15 protein-coding genes are annotated in these 16099 nt (G+C 71.4%); 6 read left to right on the top strand and 9 right to left on the bottom strand.

The features are described 5' to 3' along the window. Nucleotide 1: 1 nt before the first annotated feature. Genes ACZ63J_RS31535 through nadD form a run of 3 tightly spaced genes read right to left on the bottom strand, consistent with a single transcriptional unit; the run spans nucleotide 2 to nucleotide 1637 of the window. Nucleotides 2-616, bottom strand: a complete 615-nt coding sequence (locus ACZ63J_RS31535; RefSeq protein WP_465314533.1) for a histidine phosphatase family protein — start codon at nucleotides 614-616, stop codon at nucleotides 2-4. Next, nucleotides 613-1008, bottom strand: a complete 396-nt coding sequence (gene rsfS / locus ACZ63J_RS31530) for a ribosome silencing factor (protein WP_465399489.1) — start codon at nucleotides 1006-1008, stop codon at nucleotides 613-615. The genes ACZ63J_RS31535 and rsfS overlap by 4 nt, the downstream gene beginning before the upstream one ends. Nucleotides 1009-1067: 59 nt before the next feature. Further along, the gene (gene nadD, locus ACZ63J_RS31525; RefSeq protein WP_465399631.1) at nucleotides 1068-1637 is read right to left on the bottom strand and encodes a nicotinate-nucleotide adenylyltransferase; all 570 of its coding nucleotides are present in this window, start codon (nucleotides 1635-1637) and stop codon (nucleotides 1068-1070) included. 197 nt (nucleotides 1638-1834) lie between these two features. On the opposite strand from nadD, the gene ACZ63J_RS31520 reads away from it, so the two are divergent. The 5 genes from ACZ63J_RS31520 (at nucleotide 1835) to ACZ63J_RS31500 (ending at nucleotide 7777) form a co-directional block, all read left to right on the top strand. Further along, nucleotides 1835-3946 (top strand): RecQ family ATP-dependent DNA helicase, encoded by a 2112-nt coding sequence (locus ACZ63J_RS31520; protein ID WP_465399488.1) that lies wholly within the window; start codon nucleotides 1835-1837, stop codon nucleotides 3944-3946. An 84-nt stretch (nucleotides 3947-4030) separates the two neighbouring features. Continuing rightward, complete coding sequence (locus ACZ63J_RS31515; RefSeq protein ID WP_465399487.1) at nucleotides 4031-5302, top strand: MFS transporter; 1272 nt, start codon at nucleotides 4031-4033, stop codon at nucleotides 5300-5302. A 70-nt stretch (nucleotides 5303-5372) separates the two neighbouring features. Further along, nucleotides 5373-7094 (top strand): arginine--tRNA ligase, encoded by a 1722-nt coding sequence (gene argS, locus ACZ63J_RS31510; protein WP_465399486.1) that lies wholly within the window; start codon nucleotides 5373-5375, stop codon nucleotides 7092-7094. A gap of 12 nt (nucleotides 7095-7106) precedes the next feature. Beyond that, nucleotides 7107-7496, top strand: coding sequence for a PPOX class F420-dependent oxidoreductase (locus ACZ63J_RS31505; protein ID WP_465314538.1), 390 nt, complete (start codon nucleotides 7107-7109; stop codon nucleotides 7494-7496). Next, nucleotides 7493-7777, top strand: a complete 285-nt coding sequence (locus ACZ63J_RS31500) for a putative quinol monooxygenase (RefSeq protein WP_465314539.1) — start codon at nucleotides 7493-7495, stop codon at nucleotides 7775-7777. The genes ACZ63J_RS31505 and ACZ63J_RS31500 overlap by 4 nt, the downstream gene beginning before the upstream one ends. Here the strand turns inward: ACZ63J_RS31500 and ACZ63J_RS31495 are convergent. Then, entirely contained in the window at nucleotides 7747-8346 is a 600-nt protein-coding gene (locus ACZ63J_RS31495; protein ID WP_465399485.1) for a TetR/AcrR family transcriptional regulator, read from the bottom strand. The two genes, ACZ63J_RS31500 and ACZ63J_RS31495, sit on opposite strands and share 31 nt — an antisense overlap. Before the next feature lie 61 nt (nucleotides 8347-8407). On the opposite strand from ACZ63J_RS31495, the gene ACZ63J_RS31490 reads away from it, so the two are divergent. Beyond that, nucleotides 8408-9121, top strand: a complete 714-nt coding sequence (locus tag ACZ63J_RS31490) for an SDR family oxidoreductase (RefSeq protein ID WP_465399484.1) — start codon at nucleotides 8408-8410, stop codon at nucleotides 9119-9121. 258 nt (nucleotides 9122-9379) lie between these two features. Here ACZ63J_RS31490 and proB read toward each other — a convergent pair whose 3' ends face one another. The 5 genes from proB to ACZ63J_RS31465 form a co-directional block, all read right to left on the bottom strand. Continuing rightward, nucleotides 9380-10489 (bottom strand): glutamate 5-kinase, encoded by a 1110-nt coding sequence (proB, locus tag ACZ63J_RS31485; protein WP_465399483.1) that lies wholly within the window; start codon nucleotides 10487-10489, stop codon nucleotides 9380-9382. Beyond that, the gene (gene obgE / locus ACZ63J_RS31480) at nucleotides 10486-11949 is read right to left on the bottom strand and encodes a GTPase ObgE (protein WP_465399482.1); all 1464 of its coding nucleotides are present in this window, start codon (nucleotides 11947-11949) and stop codon (nucleotides 10486-10488) included. Before obgE ends, proB begins: the two co-directional genes overlap by 4 nt. Before the next feature lie 110 nt (nucleotides 11950-12059). After that, nucleotides 12060-12317 (bottom strand): 50S ribosomal protein L27, encoded by a 258-nt coding sequence (gene rpmA / locus ACZ63J_RS31475; RefSeq protein ID WP_465399481.1) that lies wholly within the window; start codon nucleotides 12315-12317, stop codon nucleotides 12060-12062. A 40-nt stretch (nucleotides 12318-12357) separates the two neighbouring features. Then, nucleotides 12358-12672: a 50S ribosomal protein L21 gene (gene rplU, locus ACZ63J_RS31470; RefSeq protein ID WP_086678418.1), complete on the bottom strand. Its 315-nt coding sequence runs from the start codon at nucleotides 12670-12672 to the stop codon at nucleotides 12358-12360. Between the two features lie 161 nt (nucleotides 12673-12833). Beyond that, on the bottom strand, nucleotides 12834-15773 hold the full coding sequence (locus ACZ63J_RS31465; RefSeq protein WP_465399479.1) for a translation initiation factor IF-2 N-terminal domain-containing protein: 2940 nt from the start codon (nucleotides 15771-15773) through the stop codon (nucleotides 12834-12836). Nucleotides 15774-16099 lie beyond the last annotated feature (326 nt).

Raw genomic sequence — 16099 nt, 5'->3', positions numbered from 1 at the left:
GCTAGCCGTGCATCCCCGCGTTGTAGGCATGCAGCCGCCACTTGCCGTCACGCAGGCCGAGCTCGACCCAGTGGCAGTTCGAAATCCCGCCCAGCGACGGCCAGATCTCGACCGGCAGGTTCACCAGCCGCGCGGTGAGCGCGGTGATCAGGCCGCCGTGGGCGGCCAGCAGCACGGTGTCGCCGGCGTCGGAGTTGGCCTGCTGCAGGTCGGCGACCACTTCGCCCGCGCGGTCGGCGACGTCGAGGCGGTTCTCCCCGCCCGGCGGCGCCCAGGTCGCGTCCTTGCGCCAGCGGTCGCGCTCACCGGGGTAGGCCTCGTCGACCTCCGCGCCGGTCATGCCCTGCCACTCGCCGAGGTGCGTCTCGCGCAGCCGCTTGTCGATGCGCAGCGGGACGCCGATCGCGTCGGTGAGCACGGTGGCCGTGTCGGTGGCGCGACGAAGGTCGGAGGCGATCACCAGGTCCGGCGCGAACCGGGCCAGCGCGGGTGCGGCGAACCGGGCCTGGTTCCAGCCGCGCGGCGTCAGCGCCGAGTCGAGGTGACCCTGCATCCGCCCGGCGGCGTTGTAGTCCGTCTCGCCGTGGCGCCAGAGCACGAGCCGCCGCGGGCTCACGGGACGTCCGGGTCCTCGTCGGCGACCGGCTCCTCGAGCCCCGCCACCTCGATCCTCGGGCAGTCCTTCCACAGCCGCTCGAGGCCGTAGAACGTGCGCTCCTCGACGTGCTGGACGTGCACGACGACGTCGACGTAGTCGAGCAGGACCCAGCGGCCCTCGCGGGCGCCTTCGCGGCGGACCGGCTTGTGCCCGCTCTCCCGCAGCTTCTCCTCGACGTTGTCGACGATCGCGCCGACCAGGCGCTCGTTGGACGCGGAGGCGATGACGAAGGCGTCGGTGATGACGAGCTGCTCGGACACGTCCAGCACGACGACGTCGCTGGCCTTCTTGTCCGCCGCCGCGTGTGCGGCCGCTACGGCCAGCTCTCGTGCCTCGGACGTGGCTGCCACGGTGCTCCTTCACAGATCGGGTTCGCCCGAGAAGGGTACCCGCACCGACCAGCGGCCTTTCAGTCGCTCTTCCGGTAGAGATCCTTCTTGGTGATGTAGCGGACGACGCCGTCGGGGACGAGGTACCAGACCGGCTCCCCGCGTTCGACACGGTCGCGGCAGCCGGTCGACGAGATCGCCATCGCGGTCACCTCGACCAGGCTCACCTTGCCGCTGGGCAGATGGTGCGAGTTGAGCCGGTAGCCGGGCCGCGTGACGCCGATGAAATGCGCGAACTCGAACAGCTCTTCGGCCTTGTGCCAGGTCAGGATCTGCTCGAGCGCGTCGGCGCCGGTGATGAAGTAGAGCTGGTCGCCGGGGTACTCGGCGGCGAGGTCGCGCAGGGTGTCGACGGTGTAGGTCTGGCCGGCGCGGTCGATGTCGACGCGGCTGACCGAGAAGACGGGGTTGGACGCGGTCGCGATGACCGTCATCAGGTAGCGGTCCTCGGCCTTGGTCACCTGGCGGTCGGTCTTCTGCCACGGCTGCCCGGTGGGGACGAAGATCACCTCGTCGAGCCCGAACCGGGACTGGACCTCGCTCGCTGCGACGAGGTGGCCGTGGTGCACGGGGTCGAACGTGCCGCCCATGACCCCGATCCGCCGTGGTGACATGAGTGAGGAGCCTATACATCGGCGGGCGCCGACGTCCTGTGCTGCCGCACACCTCGCCCGACCGGGCAATCGGTGTGATTCAGGTCACATTACGGCCGGTATTCGACACGAACGGTCCGTTCGCGACGCCGCCGATTCCCGGTCTGTCGGTGCCATGGGGTAGACGTGGGGACGTGGACACCACCGGCACCACCCCAGCCCTCCGCGACCGCGCCGAAACGCTCCTGCGAGCACTGGCCGGCGATTCGGCGAAGCTGCGCGAAGACCAATGGACGGCCATCGAGGCCTTGGTCGCGCAGCGGCGCCGCGCGCTGGTCGTGCAGCGCACCGGCTGGGGCAAGTCGGCGGTCTACTTCTTGGCGACGGCCTTGCTGCGCGAGCAGGGCAGCGGGCCGACGGTGATCGTCTCGCCGCTGCTCGCGCTGATGCGCAACCAGATCTCGGCCGCGGCGAAGGCCGGGATCCACGCGGCGACGATGAACTCCGCCAACGCCCAGGAGTGGGAGCAGGTCCAGGCGGCGGTCGCGGCCGGCGAGGTCGACGTGCTGTTGGTCAGCCCCGAACGGCTGAACAACCCGGACTTCCGCGACAACGTGCTGCCGAAGCTGACCGCGAGCACCGGGCTGCTGGTGGTCGACGAGGCGCACTGCATCTCCGACTGGGGGCACGACTTCCGGCCGGACTACCGGCGCCTGCGGACGCTCCTGGGCGACCTGCCCGACGGCGTGCCGGTGCTGGCGACCACGGCGACCGCGAACGACCGCGTGGTCACCGACGTCGCCGAGCAGCTGGGCCTCGGCACCGGGGGTGACACGCTCGTCCTGCGCGGCACGCTCGACCGGGAAAGCCTGCGGCTGGCGGTGTGCCGGCTGCCGACGTCGCAGGCGCGGCTGGCCTGGCTCGCCGAGCATCTGGCCGCGCTGCCCGGGTCCGGGATCATCTACACCCTCACCGTCGCGGCGGCGCACGACGTCGCGTCGCTGCTGAAGGACCGCGGGTACCCGGTGGCGGCCTACACCGGGAAGACCGACCCGGCCGACCGGCAGGCGGCGGAGGACGACCTGCTCGGCAACCGCGTCAAGGCGCTGGTCGCGACGTCCGCGCTGGGCATGGGGTTCGACAAGCCGGACCTCGGGTTCGTCGTGCACCTCGGCGCGCCGTCGTCACCGATCGCGTACTACCAGCAGGTCGGGCGCGCCGGGCGTGGCGTGGAACGCGCCGAGGTCGTGCTGCTGCCCGGCGAGGAGGACAAGGCGATCTGGGCGTACTTCGGGTCGCTCGCCTTCCCGGACGAGCTGCGCGTGACCCAGGTGCTGAACACGCTCTCCTACGCCGACCGTCCACTGTCGACGGCCGCGCTCGAGCCGTCGGTGGAGCTTTCCCGCTCGCGGCTGGAAATGGTGCTCAAGGTGCTGGACGTCGACGGCGCGGTGCGGCGCGTCAAGGGCGGCTGGACGAGCACGGGTGAGGACTGGCAGTACGACCGCGGGCGCTACAAGCGCGTCGCGGAGGCGCGCGACCGCGAGCAGGACGCGATGCTCGGGTACCTGGCGACCGACGGCTGCCGGATGGAGTACCTGCGCCGCCAGCTCGACGACCCCGAGGCGGCGCCGTGCGGGCGGTGCGACAACTGCACCGGCGCGCACTGGGACACGACGGTGGCGGACGACGTCGCCGAGGCGACCCGGGAACGGTTGCAGCGTCCCGGCGTCGAGGTCGCGCCGCGGAAGCAGTGGCCCACCGGGATGTCCTCTTTGGACGTTCCGGTGTCCGGCCGGATCTCGGCCGACGACCAGGCCGAGCCGGGCCAGGTGCTCGGGCGGCTGACCGACGTCGGCTGGGGCAACCGGCTGCGGGAGCTCGTCGGGCCGCAGGCGAAGGACACCGAGGTGCCGGACTCGGTGTTCAAGGCCTGCGTCCAGGTGCTCGCCGGGTGGCAGTGGTCGGAGCGGCCGGTCGCGGTGGTGGCGGTGCCATCGGAAACGCGGCCGCAGCTCGTCTACAGCCTCGCGACGCGGCTGGCCGAGATCGGCAAGCTGGAGTTCCTCGGCGCGCTCGACGCCGAGGGGCCGCCGCCGCGGCAGGCCAACAGCGCGCAGCGGCTGGCCGACCTGTGGCGGCGGATGAGCATGCCGGCCGACCTCGCCGGGGTCCTGGCGGGCGGGCCGGTCCTGCTGGTGGACGACGTCATCGACACGGGCTGGACGATGACGCTGGCCGCGCGCCTGCTGCGGAAGGCCGGGGCGCCGGCGGTCCTGCCGTTCGCGCTGGCGAGCACCGCTTGAGAGGAGAACGGACAGTCAGGATCTTTCGCACCGCGAACGAATGTGGCAAAGTCCCGTCCACCTTCGGGGGACGTGGAGGCTGCCATGACCGTGCAGGTCCAGCACCGGCTGCCGGTGCGCAAGCTGTTCGCGGCGAGCGCGGGCAACGCGCTGGAGTGGTTCGACTGGACGATCTACGCGACGTTCAGCATCTACTTCGCCGGCGCGTTCTTCCCGGCCGGGAACGACACACTCGCGTTGATCAACACGTTCGCCACCTACGCGCTCGCGTTCTTCTTCCGCCCGCTCGGCGGAGTGCTGCTCGGGCGCTTCGCGGACACGCGCGGCCGCAAGCCCGCGATGATCCTCACCATCCTGCTGATGGCCGGCGGGTCGGTGGCGATCGGGCTGCTGCCGACGTTCGCGCAGGTCGGCTGGCTCGCGCCGATCCTGCTGCTGCTCGCCCGGATCGCGCAGGGGCTGTCGCTCGGCGGTGAGGTGTCGAACGCGTCGGCCTACCTGGGTGAGATCGCGCCGCCGGCGCGTCGCGGGCGGTACTCGGCGTTCTTCTACATCTCGACCGGTTCGGCCGTGCTCATCGCGACCGTGCTCGGGTTCGTGCTGGCCCGGACGCTGGACAAGGCGCAGCTCGCGTCGTGGGGCTGGCGGCTGCCGTTCCTGCTCGGCGGGGTGTTCGGGCTGGTCGGGCTGTGGTTACGGCGCAGCCTCGCCGAGACCGAGCTGTTCGAGCAGACGAAGACCAAGGCCCAGAAGCTCGAACGGCCGTTGCTGACCACGCTGACGCACCACCCGAAGGCCGTCGGCCGGCTCGTCGGCTTCTCGATGCTCTCGACGCTGTGCTACTACACGTTCTTCAGCGCACTGACGTCCTTCGCGGTGAAGAACCGGCACGCCGACGCGGACGTCGTCTTCCTCGCCCTCTCGGTCGCCACGGCGTTGTTCATCGTGCTGCAGTACCCGATGGGGGCGCTGGCGGACCGGGTCGGGCGCAAGCCGCAGCTGCTCGTCTGGTCCGGGGCGACCGCCGTGGTGATCGTGCCACTGTCCACTTTGATCGGACCGTCGGCCGGCGGGCTGCTCGTGGTGTTCTGCGTCGGGCTCGGGCTGTACACGGCGATGACGTCGATCGCCCCGGCCATCATGAGCGAGCTGTTCCCCACCGAGCTGCGCGGGCTGGGGATCGGCGCCTGGTACAACCTGACCGTCGCGGTCTTCGGCGGCACCGCCCCGCTGCTGATCACCGTGTTCGGCGCCGTCTCGCCCACGCTCTACTTCTGGTACGTCGCCGCCGGCGCCGCGATCGCGTTCGCCGTGATCCTCACGCTGCCGGAGACCAAGGGCGCGGAGCTGCGGTAAACCCCGTCGTCACCGGAGGGTCGCGCTCGCTACGCTGCGGGCTCCGTGACCGATCCGAAGGAGGGACACCGTGCAGCACGCCGACGTTACCGAGGAGCTGGCGCGCCGCGTGGTCGCCGCCGCGGGCCGGGCACTGGACGTCGAGCTGACGCCGGAGCAGGCGCTGATCCAGGCGTCGCCGCGTGACGGCGTCGACTACCAGGGCAACCTCGCGATGAGCCTGGGCAAGCGGCTCGGCCGGCCGCCGCGCGAAGTCGCGACGCTGATCGCGGAGGCGCTGGAGCTGGACGGGCTCGCCGACCCGCCCGAAGTGGCCGGGCCCGGTTTCCTCAACTTCGTGCTGCGCACGGACTGGCTGGAAGCGCGTGTCGCCGCGATGCTCGGCGATCCGCGGCTCGGAGTGCCGGAGGCGGCCGAACCGCGGACGATCGCGCTCGACTACAGCAGCCCGAACGTCGCGAAGGAAATGCACGTCGGGCACCTGCGCTCGTCGGTGATCGGCGACGCGCTCGCCCGCCTGCTGCGCTTCGCCGGGCACGAAGTATTGGCGCACAACCACCTCGGCGACTGGGGCACGCCGTTCGGCATGCTCATCGAGCACCTCCTCGACGTCTCCGCCGGGCATCGCGCGATCGCCGATCTCGACGCCTTCTACCGCGAAGCGCGCGGGAAGTTCGACAGCGACGAAGCGTTCGCGACCCGCGCGCGCAACCGCGTCGTGCTGCTGCAGAGCGGCGACGAAGAGACGCTCGCCGTCTGGCGGGAGCTGGTCGAGGAGTCGAAGCGGCACTTCAACGAGGTCTACGCGCTGCTCGGGATCTCGTTGACGGACAAGGACATCTACGGCGAGAGCTTCTACAACCCGTTGCTCGCCGCGGTGGTCGACGACCTCGAAGCGACCGGGCTGACCGAGATCAGCGACGGCGCGGTCTGCGTGTTCCCCGAAGGGTTCCGCAACCGCGAAGGCGACCGGCTGCCGCTGATCGTCCGCAAGCGCGACGGCGGTTACGGGTATGCGGCCACCGATCTCGCCACCGTCCGGTACTGGACGGCCGAACGCGGCGCCACCGACCTGCTCTACGTCGTCGGGACGCCGCAGGCCCAGCACTTCGCGATGCTGTTCGCGACCTGCCGCGAAGCGGGCTGGCTGACCGGGCACGCCGAGCACATCGGGTTCGGCACGGTCCTCGGCGCGGACGGCAAGACCATGCGCACCCGGGCCGGCGACACGATCAAGCTGGCCGACCTGCTCACCGAAGCCGTAACGCAGGCCGCCGCGGTCGTCGCCGAACGCAGTGAGCTCGACGCGGCGGGGCAGGCCGAGGTCGCGCGGGCCGTGGGCATCGGCGCGGTCAAGTACGCGGACCTGTCCGGGGACCGCGAACGCGACTACGTCTTCGCCTGGGACCGCATGCTCGCGAAGGAGGGCAACACCTCGGTGTACCTCCAGTACGCGCACGCGCGGACGCAGTCGATCCTCCGGAAGGCGGGCGGCCTGCCCGACGGCGCGCAGGTGCTGCTGGAAGCGCCGGCGGAGCGCGCTCTGGCGCTGAAGCTGCTTCGGTTCGGCGAAGCGCTGAATAGCGCGACGAGCAGCTACGCGCCGCACAAGCTCTGCACTTACCTCTACGAGACGGCGGTCGCTTTTTCCCGGTTCTTCGAGGAATGTCCGGTCCTGAAGGCGTCCACCCCGGAGCTGCGCGCGTCCCGGCTGCGGTTGACTACGCTGACGTCGCACACGCTCGCGCTCGGGCTCTCCCTGCTCGGCATCGCGGCGCCCGACCAGCTCTAGCGGGAGACCACTGTGGAACTGCCCGGCGACCTGCTCGCGCTGCTGCGCGAGCCCAGCCTCTGCTTCCTCTCGACCCTGATGCCGGACGGCTCGCCGCAGCTCACCCAGACCTGGGTGGACACCGACGGCACGCACCTGCTCGTCAACACCGTGCTCGGCCACCAGAAGCAGCGCAACATCGAGCGTGACCCGCGGGTGGCGCTGAACGTCGCCGACCGCGAGCGGCCGTCGCGCTACTTCGCGATCCGCGGCCGGGTGCTGGAGATGACCGAAGAGGGCGCCGTCGAGCACATCGAGAAGCTGGCGCAGCGTTATCTCGGCGGGCCGTACCCGTGGTGGGGCGGGCGCGACCAGACGCGGCTGCTGCTGACGATCAAGCCGGACCGGATCAACCCGTCATGATCATCGTGTCCGGCTGGCTCGCCGTCGCTCCCGAGAGCCGTGACGCCTATCTCGAGGACTGTGCCGAAGCCGTCCGGCTCGCGCGGGAAGCGCCGGGTTGCCTGGAGTACTCGCTGGGCGCCGACCTGCTCGATCCCGGCCGGATCACCGTCTACGAGCGCTGGGAGTCCGACGAGGACCTCGAGCGCTTCCGCGGCTCCGGGCCTTCGGACGAGCAGGCGGTCCAGATCCTCGACGCGTCGGTGGCGCGCTACCGGATCTCGGCCGTCGAAGCGCCGTGATCGGCCAGTAGCGCCACCAGTTCGCCGGCCAGGCCGCGGCCGATCGGCTCCCGCGTCGCGAGGAGCCGGTACCAGAGCGTGCCGAACACGACGTCGATCACCGTGCGGGCGCTGACTCCCGCGGGCAGCTCGCCGCGCTCGCGGGCGCGGTCGACGATGGTGCCGAGCGCTTCGCGGCGCCGGTTGAGGAAGTCTTCGCGGAACCGGCCGCCGAACTCCGGGTCGAGCTGCGCCTGCGCCATCAGCGCGCGCAGGCTGTCCGCGACCTGGGCTTTCCCGCCCAGTTCGAACGTGCTGTCCAGGAAGCCGGCGAGGTCGGCGCGGAACGTCCCCTCGTCGGGGATCGGCACATAGAGGTCCGCCTTCGTCGCGAGCGCGTCGAGGAGGACGTCGGCCTTCGACGGCCACCAGCGGTAGATCGTCTGCTTGCCGACGCCGGAGCGCGCGGCGATGCCCTCGACGGTGAGCGTGCCGTAGCCCGCCTCCGCGACCAGGTCGAGCGTGGCGGCGAGGATCGCCAGCCGGCTCTGTTCGCTGCGTTTGCGGCCGGGACGGGACTGGTCGGTCATGGGATCCGATGGTAGCGTCGATTTCGAAACGAGACGTACCGGTTCGAAATGGGGAACGAGCATGAGCATCGCACTTGTCGCCGGCGGCACTTCGGGCATCGGCCTGGCGACCGCGCGACGGCTGAGCGAGCGGGGTTACGACGTCCACGTCACCGGGCGCGGCAAAGAGCGCCTCGACGACGTCGCGGTCAGCGACCCGTCCTTGACGGGGCACCAGGCCGACGGCGGGGACGCTGCGGCGATGGCGGCGCTGGCATCGTCGCTGGGGACGGTCGACGTGCTGGTGGTGAGCCTGTCCGGCGCCGAAGGGATGGGGCCGATCGCGTCGCTGGACCTGGCGATGCTGCGGCGGGCGTTCGACGCGAAGTTCTGGGCGCACCTGACGACGATCCAGGCGGTGCTGCCGCACCTGGCCGCGGACGGGTCGATCACGCTGCTCGGCGCGATCAGCGCACACGCGGCCATGCCGGGGACGGCGGGCATCGGCGCGCTCAACGCGGCGGTGGAGGCGCTGGTCAAGCCCTTGGCGGTCGAGCTGGCGCCGCGGCGGGTGAACGCGGTTTCGCCGGGGGTGGTGGACACGGCATGGTGGAGCGGCTTCCCGGCGGAGGTGCGCGAAGGGTTCTTCGCGCAGACGGCGGCTTCGATCCCGTCCCGCCGCGTGGCCACGGCGGACGACGTGGCCGAGGTGGTCACGGTGGCGGCAACGAACCGCAACTTGAGCGGAACGATCCTGGAGGCCGACGGCGGCGCCCGCCTGGTCTCGGTGGGCTAGCGGGCATCACGCGTGGTTGAAGGGGAATCTCGTGTGATTGAAGGGGCATCACGCGTGATTAGAGGGTCGACACGCGTGATTGGAGGGTCGACACGCGTGATTGGAGGGTCGACACGGCGATGGCCGCTAGACCACGAGTGATGCCTGCTCGATCACGCGAGATGCCCGCCTGATCACGGGTGATTCCCCTCGGATCACGGGTGATGCCCGCTGGATCACGCGTGGTGCCCCTCGGGGCACGGGATGGCTGGTGGCGGGTTAGCGGCGGAGGGGGACGAGGTCGTCGGCGTGGACTACCTCGCGGCGTTGTTCCGGCGGGAGCTCGTGGGTTGAGCGGCCGATCAGCTCCGGGAGCTCCGTCGCGTCGAAGGCGACCACTCCGCGGGCCACCGCCCGGTCTTTCGCGTCGACCAGGTCCACCACGTCGCCGGCCTGGAACTCGCCCTCGACGCCCGTGATTCCCGCGGCCAGCAACGACCGGCGGCGGCGGACCACCGCCGTCACCGCGCCGTCGTCCAGGCGGAGCTTGCCCGTCGTGTCCGCCGCGTAGCCCAGCCAGAAGCGGCGGGCCGACAGGCGGGTGTCCGCCGGGGCGAACGCCGTTCCCGGGGACGCCGTTGTCAGGGCCGCCGATGCTTCCGACGCCGCCGCCAGCAGGACCGGGATGCCCGCGCCCGCCGCGGTTCGGGCGGCCGCCAGCTTCGAGACCATGCCGCCCGTTCCGAGACCGGAGCTGGACATGCCGACCGAGATTCCGTCCACATCGGACTCTGACAAGACCTCGGTGAGCTTGCGGGTCGCGCCCTCGCGGGGGTCGCCGTCGTACAGACCGTCCACATCGGACAGCAGGATCAGCGCGTCCGCGCCGATCAGGTGCGCCACCAGGGCCGCCAGCCGGTCGTTGTCGCCGAAGCGGATTTCTTCCGTGGCCACCGTGTCGTTCTCGTTGACCACCGGGACCGCGCCGAGGGCCAGCAGCCGGGAGAACGTCCGCTGGGCGTTGCGGTAGTGCGAACGGCGGACGACGTCGTCGGAGGTGAGCAGCACCTGCCCGACCGTCAGCGTGTACCGCCCGAACGACTCGGCGTACGCGTGCGCCAGCGCCAACTGGCCGACACTCGCCGCCGCCTGCTGCGTCGCGAGGTCACGCGGACGCTTGCCCAGCGACAGCGGGGCCAGACCCGCCCCGATCGCGCCCGACGACACGAGCACGATCTGCGTTTCGCGGGCGACACGCTCGGCGATCGCGTCGACCAGCGCGTCCAGGCGGGCCGTGTCGAGCCCGCTGCCCGCGGTGGTCAGCGCCGACGAGCCGACCTTGACCACCAGGCGCCGGCCCGCGGCGATGGACTCGCGGGTGCCGCTCACGCGTCGAGGTCCAGGTCGTCGTCGTCCTCCGGCTCCTCCGTGCCGTCGCGGCGGACCCGGCGGGCTTCCTTGCGCTCGGCCGCGCCGATGCGTTCGTTGCGCTCGAGCCGGACGTCGGTGCCGCGGCCGGACAGGTGCACCGCGACGCTCGGCGTCGACGGCTCCCACTCGAACTGGACGTCGCCGATCGTGACCGGGCTGCCCGGCCGCGCGCCGAGCTTGGCCAGCTTCTCCTCGACACCGAGGCGGTTGAGCCGGTCGGCCAGGTACCCGACGGCCTCGTCGTTGGCGAAGTTGGTCTGGCGGATCCACCGCTCCGGCCGGGAGCCACGCACGATGAACGCGCCCTCCTCCTCCGGGTCGACCTCGACGGTGAACCCGGTGTCGTCGACGGCGAGCGGCCGCAGCACGATCTTCTCCGGCTCCAGCACCGGCTGCGCCTCGCGGTACTCCTCGACCACCTTGGCGAGCGCGAACGTCAGCTCGCGCAGGCCCTTGCGCGACGCCGTCGAGACCTCGAACACCTGGAGGCCACGGGCTTCGAACTCCGGCCGGACGAACTCGGCCAGCTCGGCAGCCTCGGGGACGTCGATCTTGTTGAGCACGACCACCCGCGGACGTTCTTCGAGCTTGCCGCCGAGGCCGGGGGTGTACTTCGCGAGCTCGGCCTCCAGAGCGTCCACATCGGACACCGGATCGCGGCCGGGCTCGAGTGTGGCGCAGTCGACGACGTGCACCAGCACCGCGCAGCGCTCGATGTGGCGGAGGAAGTCGAGGCCCAGGCCCTTGCCCTCGGACGCGCCGGGGATCAGGCCGGGCACGTCGGCCATCGTGAAGACGGTCTCGCCGCCGGTGATGACGCCGAGGTTCGGCACCAGCGTGGTGAAGGGGTAGTCGGCGATCTTCGGCTTGGCCGCGGAGAGCACCGAAATCAGCGACGACTTGCCGGCGGACGGGAACCCGAGCAGGCCGACGTCGGCGACCGACCGCAGCTCCAGCACCAGGTTGCGGGCCTCACCCGGCTCGCCCAGCAGCGCGAACCCCGGGGCCTTGCGGGCCTTCGACGCCAGTGAGGCGTTGCCGAGCCCGCCGCGGCCGCCCTGGGCGGCGACGAACGTGGTGCCCGGGCCGATCAGGTCGGCGACCAGCCCGCCGTCCTCGGTGAACACGACGGTGCCCGAGGGCACCTTCATGACCAGGGTGTCCCCCGCCGCGCCCGCGCGGTTGCCGCCCTGGCCCATCTTGCCGCTGCCCGCCTTGGCGTGCGGGCGGAAGTGGAAGTCGAGCAGGGTGTGCACGTTCGGGTCGACGACCAGCAGGACGTCACCGCCGTTGCCGCCGTTGCCGCCGTCCGGGCCGCCGAGGGGCTTGAACTTTTCGCGGTGCACCGAGGCGCAGCCGTTCCCACCGTCACCCGCGGTCAGGTGGATGACCGCGCGGTCCACGAACCGGGACGCCATGACTATGCCTCACTTCACTCAACAAAAAGGGTCCGAACAAAACAAACGAGGGGTGGCACCGGATATTCCGGCCCCACCCCTCGTCAGAGGTCTAACTCGAAGCCGAAAACTCAGGCTTCGGACGGCACGATGTTGATCGTCTTGCGGCCGCGCTTCTCGCCGAACTGGACCGCACCGGCGGCCAGCGCGAACAGCGTGTCATCGCCGCCGCGGCCGACGTTCACACCCGGGTGGAACTTGGTGCCACGCTGGCGGATCAGGATCTCGCCGGCGTTGACTTCCTGGCCGCCGAAGCGCTTGACGCCGAGGCGCTGCGCGTTCGAGTCGCGACCGTTGCGGGAGCTGGACGCACCCTTCTTGTGAGCCATAGCTCAGTCCTCTTTCTGAAAAGCAGATCCGGAAAAGTTCTTACAGCGAGATGGCGGTGACCTCGACGCGGGTCAGCTTCTGCCGGTGACCCTGGCGCTTGTGGTAGCCCGTCTTGTTCTTGAACTTGTGGATCCGGATCTTCGGACCCTTGGTCTGCTCGACGACCTTGCCGGTGACCGAGACCTTCGCCAGCGCGTCGGCGTCCGTGGTGACCTCGCCACCGTCGACGTACAAAACGGCGGGGAGGATGTGCTCGGTGCCCGGCTCGCCCTCGAGCTTCTCGACCTCGACGACGTCGCCGACGGCCACCTTGTACTGCTTGCCGCCGGTCTTGACGATCGCGTACGCCGACACGGAAGTCTCCTGCATTACTCGACAATGGGTGGGGGCCCGCGCGATCGGCCCGCCTCCGGGAAGGCGGTCCTGGACTCGCGCAGCGACCTGCTCTGGTGGCAGGCCGTACTACAGGTTACGTGGGGTGCCCCGGTGCGTTACCACCGGGGTCCCCTAGTTGTTCAGTTGCTCTGTTCCGAGGCGTGCACCGGCGGGCCCGCCGGGCGTGACGCGGCCCGGCGCGGACGGCGCCGGGTGGAGCGCACGGCCGGCTCGGGCACGCTGACCTCGGGTTCGGCGACCGGCTCGGCGGCCTCCGAAGACTCGGTGACCGGCTCTTCCGCCGGTTCCGGCGCCGAGGACCGCTCGACCGCCGGCTCGTCCTGCGGCACCGGCGTCTCGTCCGCCTCGGTGGTCACCGGGACGTCCGCGACCTCGGTGGCCGGGGCTGCGGCTTCCTCGGCCGGCTCGACGGCCGAGGTGGTGTCGGCGGGCTCGGGCACGTGCCCGTTGCCGTTCAGCGCACCCTGGTCGTGCTCCTTGGCGGCCTTCGAGGCGTTCGCCATCGCCGCCACCGCGGACGCGACCGACGCGCGCTGCTCCGGCGGCGGAACGGCGTGGACCTCGGCCTTGGCGGCCTCGGCCTGCTCCTTGGCGGCTTCCTCGCCCTTGCCGCGGCCCCGCGACCGGCGGGAGCTCTTCTCCCCGCCACCGCCGCCGTTGCCGCCGTTGTTCCCGCCGTTGCCGCCGTGGGTGTGCGAGCCGCCGCCCGTGCGCTGCACCTCGGTCGAGACGACCACGCCCCGGCCCTTGCAGTGCTCGCACGGCGTCGAGAACGCCTCCAGCAGGCCGGTGCCGATCTTCTTGCGGGTCATCTGCACCAGGCCGAGCGAGGTGACCTCGGCGACCTGGTGGCGCGTGCGGTCGCGGCCGAGGCACTCGGTCAGCCGGCGCAGCACCAGCTCGCGGTTGGACTCGAGCACCATGTCGATGAAGTCGATCACGATGATGCCGCCGATGTCCCGCAGCCGGAGCTGGCGGACGATCTCCTCCGCCGACTCCAGGTTGTTGCGGGTCACCGTCTCCTCGAGGTTGCCACCCGAACCGGTGAACTTGCCGGTGTTGACGTCGATCACCGTCATCGCCTCGGTGCGGTCGATGACCAGGTAACCGCCGCTCGGCAGCCAGACCTTCCGGTCGAGCGCCTTGGTGATCTGCTCGTCGATCCGGTGGTCGGCGAACGCGTCCCCGGTGCCGGTGTAGCGCTTGAGGCGCTCGGTGAGTTCCGGCGCGACGTGGCTGACGTAGCCGTTGATGGTCTCCCAGGAGCGGTTGCCCTGGATCTCCAGCTTGGCGAAGTCCTCGGTGAAGAGGTCACGCACGACCTTGACCAGCAGGTCCGGCTCTTCGTAGAGCATGGTCGGCGCGCCGCCCTTGCGGCCGGAGCCGGCGTCGGCCTTCTCCTTGATGACGTCCCACTGGGCCTTCAGGCGGTCGACGTCGCGGCCGAGCTCCTCTTCGCCGATGCCCTCGGAGGCGGTGCGGATGATGACACCCGCGTCCTCCGGGACGATCCGCTTGAGGATGTCCTTGAGCCGGCGGCGCTCGTTCTCCGGCAGCTTGCGGGAAATGCCGGTGGCGCCGCCCGCGGGGACGTACACCAGGAAGCGGCCGGGCAGCGAGATCTGCGTGGTCAGCCGGGCGCCCTTGTGCCCGACCGGGTCCTTCGTGACCTGGACCAGCACGGAGTCGCCGGTGGAGAGCGCCTGCTCGATCTTGCGGGCCTTGCCCTCGAGACCGGCGGCGTCCCAGTCGACCTCACCGGCGTAGAGCACGGCGTTGCGGCCGCGGCCGATGTCGATGAACGCGGCTTCCATGCTCGGCAGCACGTTCTGGACGCGGCCGAGGTAGACGTTGCCGACGATCGAGCCGGAACCCGACTGCGTCACGAAGTGCTCGACCAGCACGCCGTCCTCGAGCACGCCGATCTGCGTCGAGTCGCCCTTCTCGGCGACGACCATCGTGCGCTCGACCGACTCGCGGCGGGCGAGGAACTCGGCCTCGGACAGGATCGGGGCGCGGCGGCGGCCGGCCTCGCGGCCGTCACGGCGGCGCTGGCGCTTGGCCTCCAGGCGGGTCGACCCGCGGACGCTGCGGACCTCGTCGCGCGCCGGGCGCTCACGCTCGGCCTGCTCGGCCTTGGCCTGGCGGACGTGGGTGACGGTGTTGGGCGGGTCGTCGGTGGTCTCGGCGTCGTCGCCGTCCGAGCCCTTGCGACGGCGACGGCGGCGACGGCGCTTGTTGCCACCCTCGCCGTCTTCGCTGTCGTTGCCGTCGTTGTCCGCCTCCGCGGCGGCGTCTTCGGTCTCTTCGGTGTCCGCTTCGGGCTTTTCGTCCGTGTTGCGGCCCTTGCGGCGCGGCTCTTCGGCCTGGCCGTCCTCGTTGTCGCCGGCCTCGTCGCTGCCGTCGGCGCCCTTGCCCCGGCCGCGGCCACGGCGGCCGCGGCGGCGACGGCGGCGGCTGTTGGCGTCGTCACCGTCGTCGTCACCGGTGTCGGTGGCCGGCGTGGTGTCCTCGGCCTCGTCTTCGTCCGCCTCCGGCTCGGGCTGCGGCTTCGCCTTGGGCTGGGCCGGCGGCTGCGGCGGCTCCGCGAACGGGTCCGCCGGCTTGCGGGCCGGCTTGGTCGCCGCGGGCTCCGGCGGCAGGAAGACCGGCGACGGCGCGGCAAACACCGGCAGGTGCGCGCGGGTCTTCTGCCGCGGGCGCGGCTTGTCGGCCTCCGCGGCCGGCACCTCGGGCACCGCCGGGGCCTCGGCCTTCTTCGGCTCCGGCGCTTCGGGCTGCTCGGCGGCGGGCTGCTCGGCGGCCGGCGCCGCGTCGGTGGTGCCGCCCGAGAAAGCCTCGGCGACCTTGAGTGCCACTTCCCTGGTCACGCTCGACTGCGCGCTGCGGACGCTTTCGCCCAGTTCGGCCAGCTTCGCGAGGACGTCCCGGCTGTGCGACTCGAGCAGCTTGGCCAGCGCGTGCACCCGGATCCGGGCGGGCAGGTCGGCCAGCGGGCCGGTCGTGGGTGTGGCGGGATTCCCGCCGGTGTGCTCGGCGGGCGTTTCCGCGTTCGACATGTGTCTCCTCCGCCCCCGGGCGCGTCTGCCGGTTCGCACCGGCAGGGACGCGGCCGCGCAGGGGCCCCTTTCTGTTCGTTCCGCCGTGGTGGTCACCAGCGGCGGGAATCCTTGCCCGACGACCGGGCGCCGCACCCCCGCACTCGGTGGCGCGCAACCCGGTCAAAGGTCTGCTCGGCGGCGTGCGTGGCCAGGCTGTCGCTACCCCCGGGCCGCCCGCCACGTCGTCCAGCCGCCCGGTCTGCGGGCGGCGACGCGTCGCGGGAGTTCACGCACATCACCGGGCCACAACACCGCAGGCAGCACCTCTCACGTGCGCCCCGCGG

It is taken from the genome of Amycolatopsis sp. NPDC104863, from assembly GCF_055582965.1.
Note: the sequence above shows the minus strand (reverse complement) of the source record. Positions and strands in the feature narration are given on the sequence as shown.

Coding starts and splice junctions, on each gene's coding strand:
- obgE (WP_465399482.1), bottom strand. CDS start 11,949: ATGGCGTCCCGGTTCGTGGACCGCGCGGTCATCCACCTGACCGCGGGT.
- ACZ63J_RS31490 (WP_465399484.1), top strand. CDS start 8,408: ATGAGCATCGCACTTGTCGCCGGCGGCACTTCGGGCATCGGCCTGGCG.
- nadD (WP_465399631.1), bottom strand. CDS start 1,637: ATGGGCGGCACGTTCGACCCCGTGCACCACGGCCACCTCGTCGCAGCG.
- rpmA (WP_465399481.1), bottom strand. CDS start 12,317: ATGGCTCACAAGAAGGGTGCGTCCAGCTCCCGCAACGGTCGCGACTCG.
- ACZ63J_RS31515 (WP_465399487.1), top strand. CDS start 4,031: ATGACCGTGCAGGTCCAGCACCGGCTGCCGGTGCGCAAGCTGTTCGCG.
- ACZ63J_RS31500 (WP_465314539.1), top strand. CDS start 7,493: ATGATCATCGTGTCCGGCTGGCTCGCCGTCGCTCCCGAGAGCCGTGAC.
- ACZ63J_RS31465 (WP_465399479.1), bottom strand. CDS start 15,773: ATGTCGAACGCGGAAACGCCCGCCGAGCACACCGGCGGGAATCCCGCC.
- ACZ63J_RS31495 (WP_465399485.1), bottom strand. CDS start 8,346: ATGACCGACCAGTCCCGTCCCGGCCGCAAACGCAGCGAACAGAGCCGG.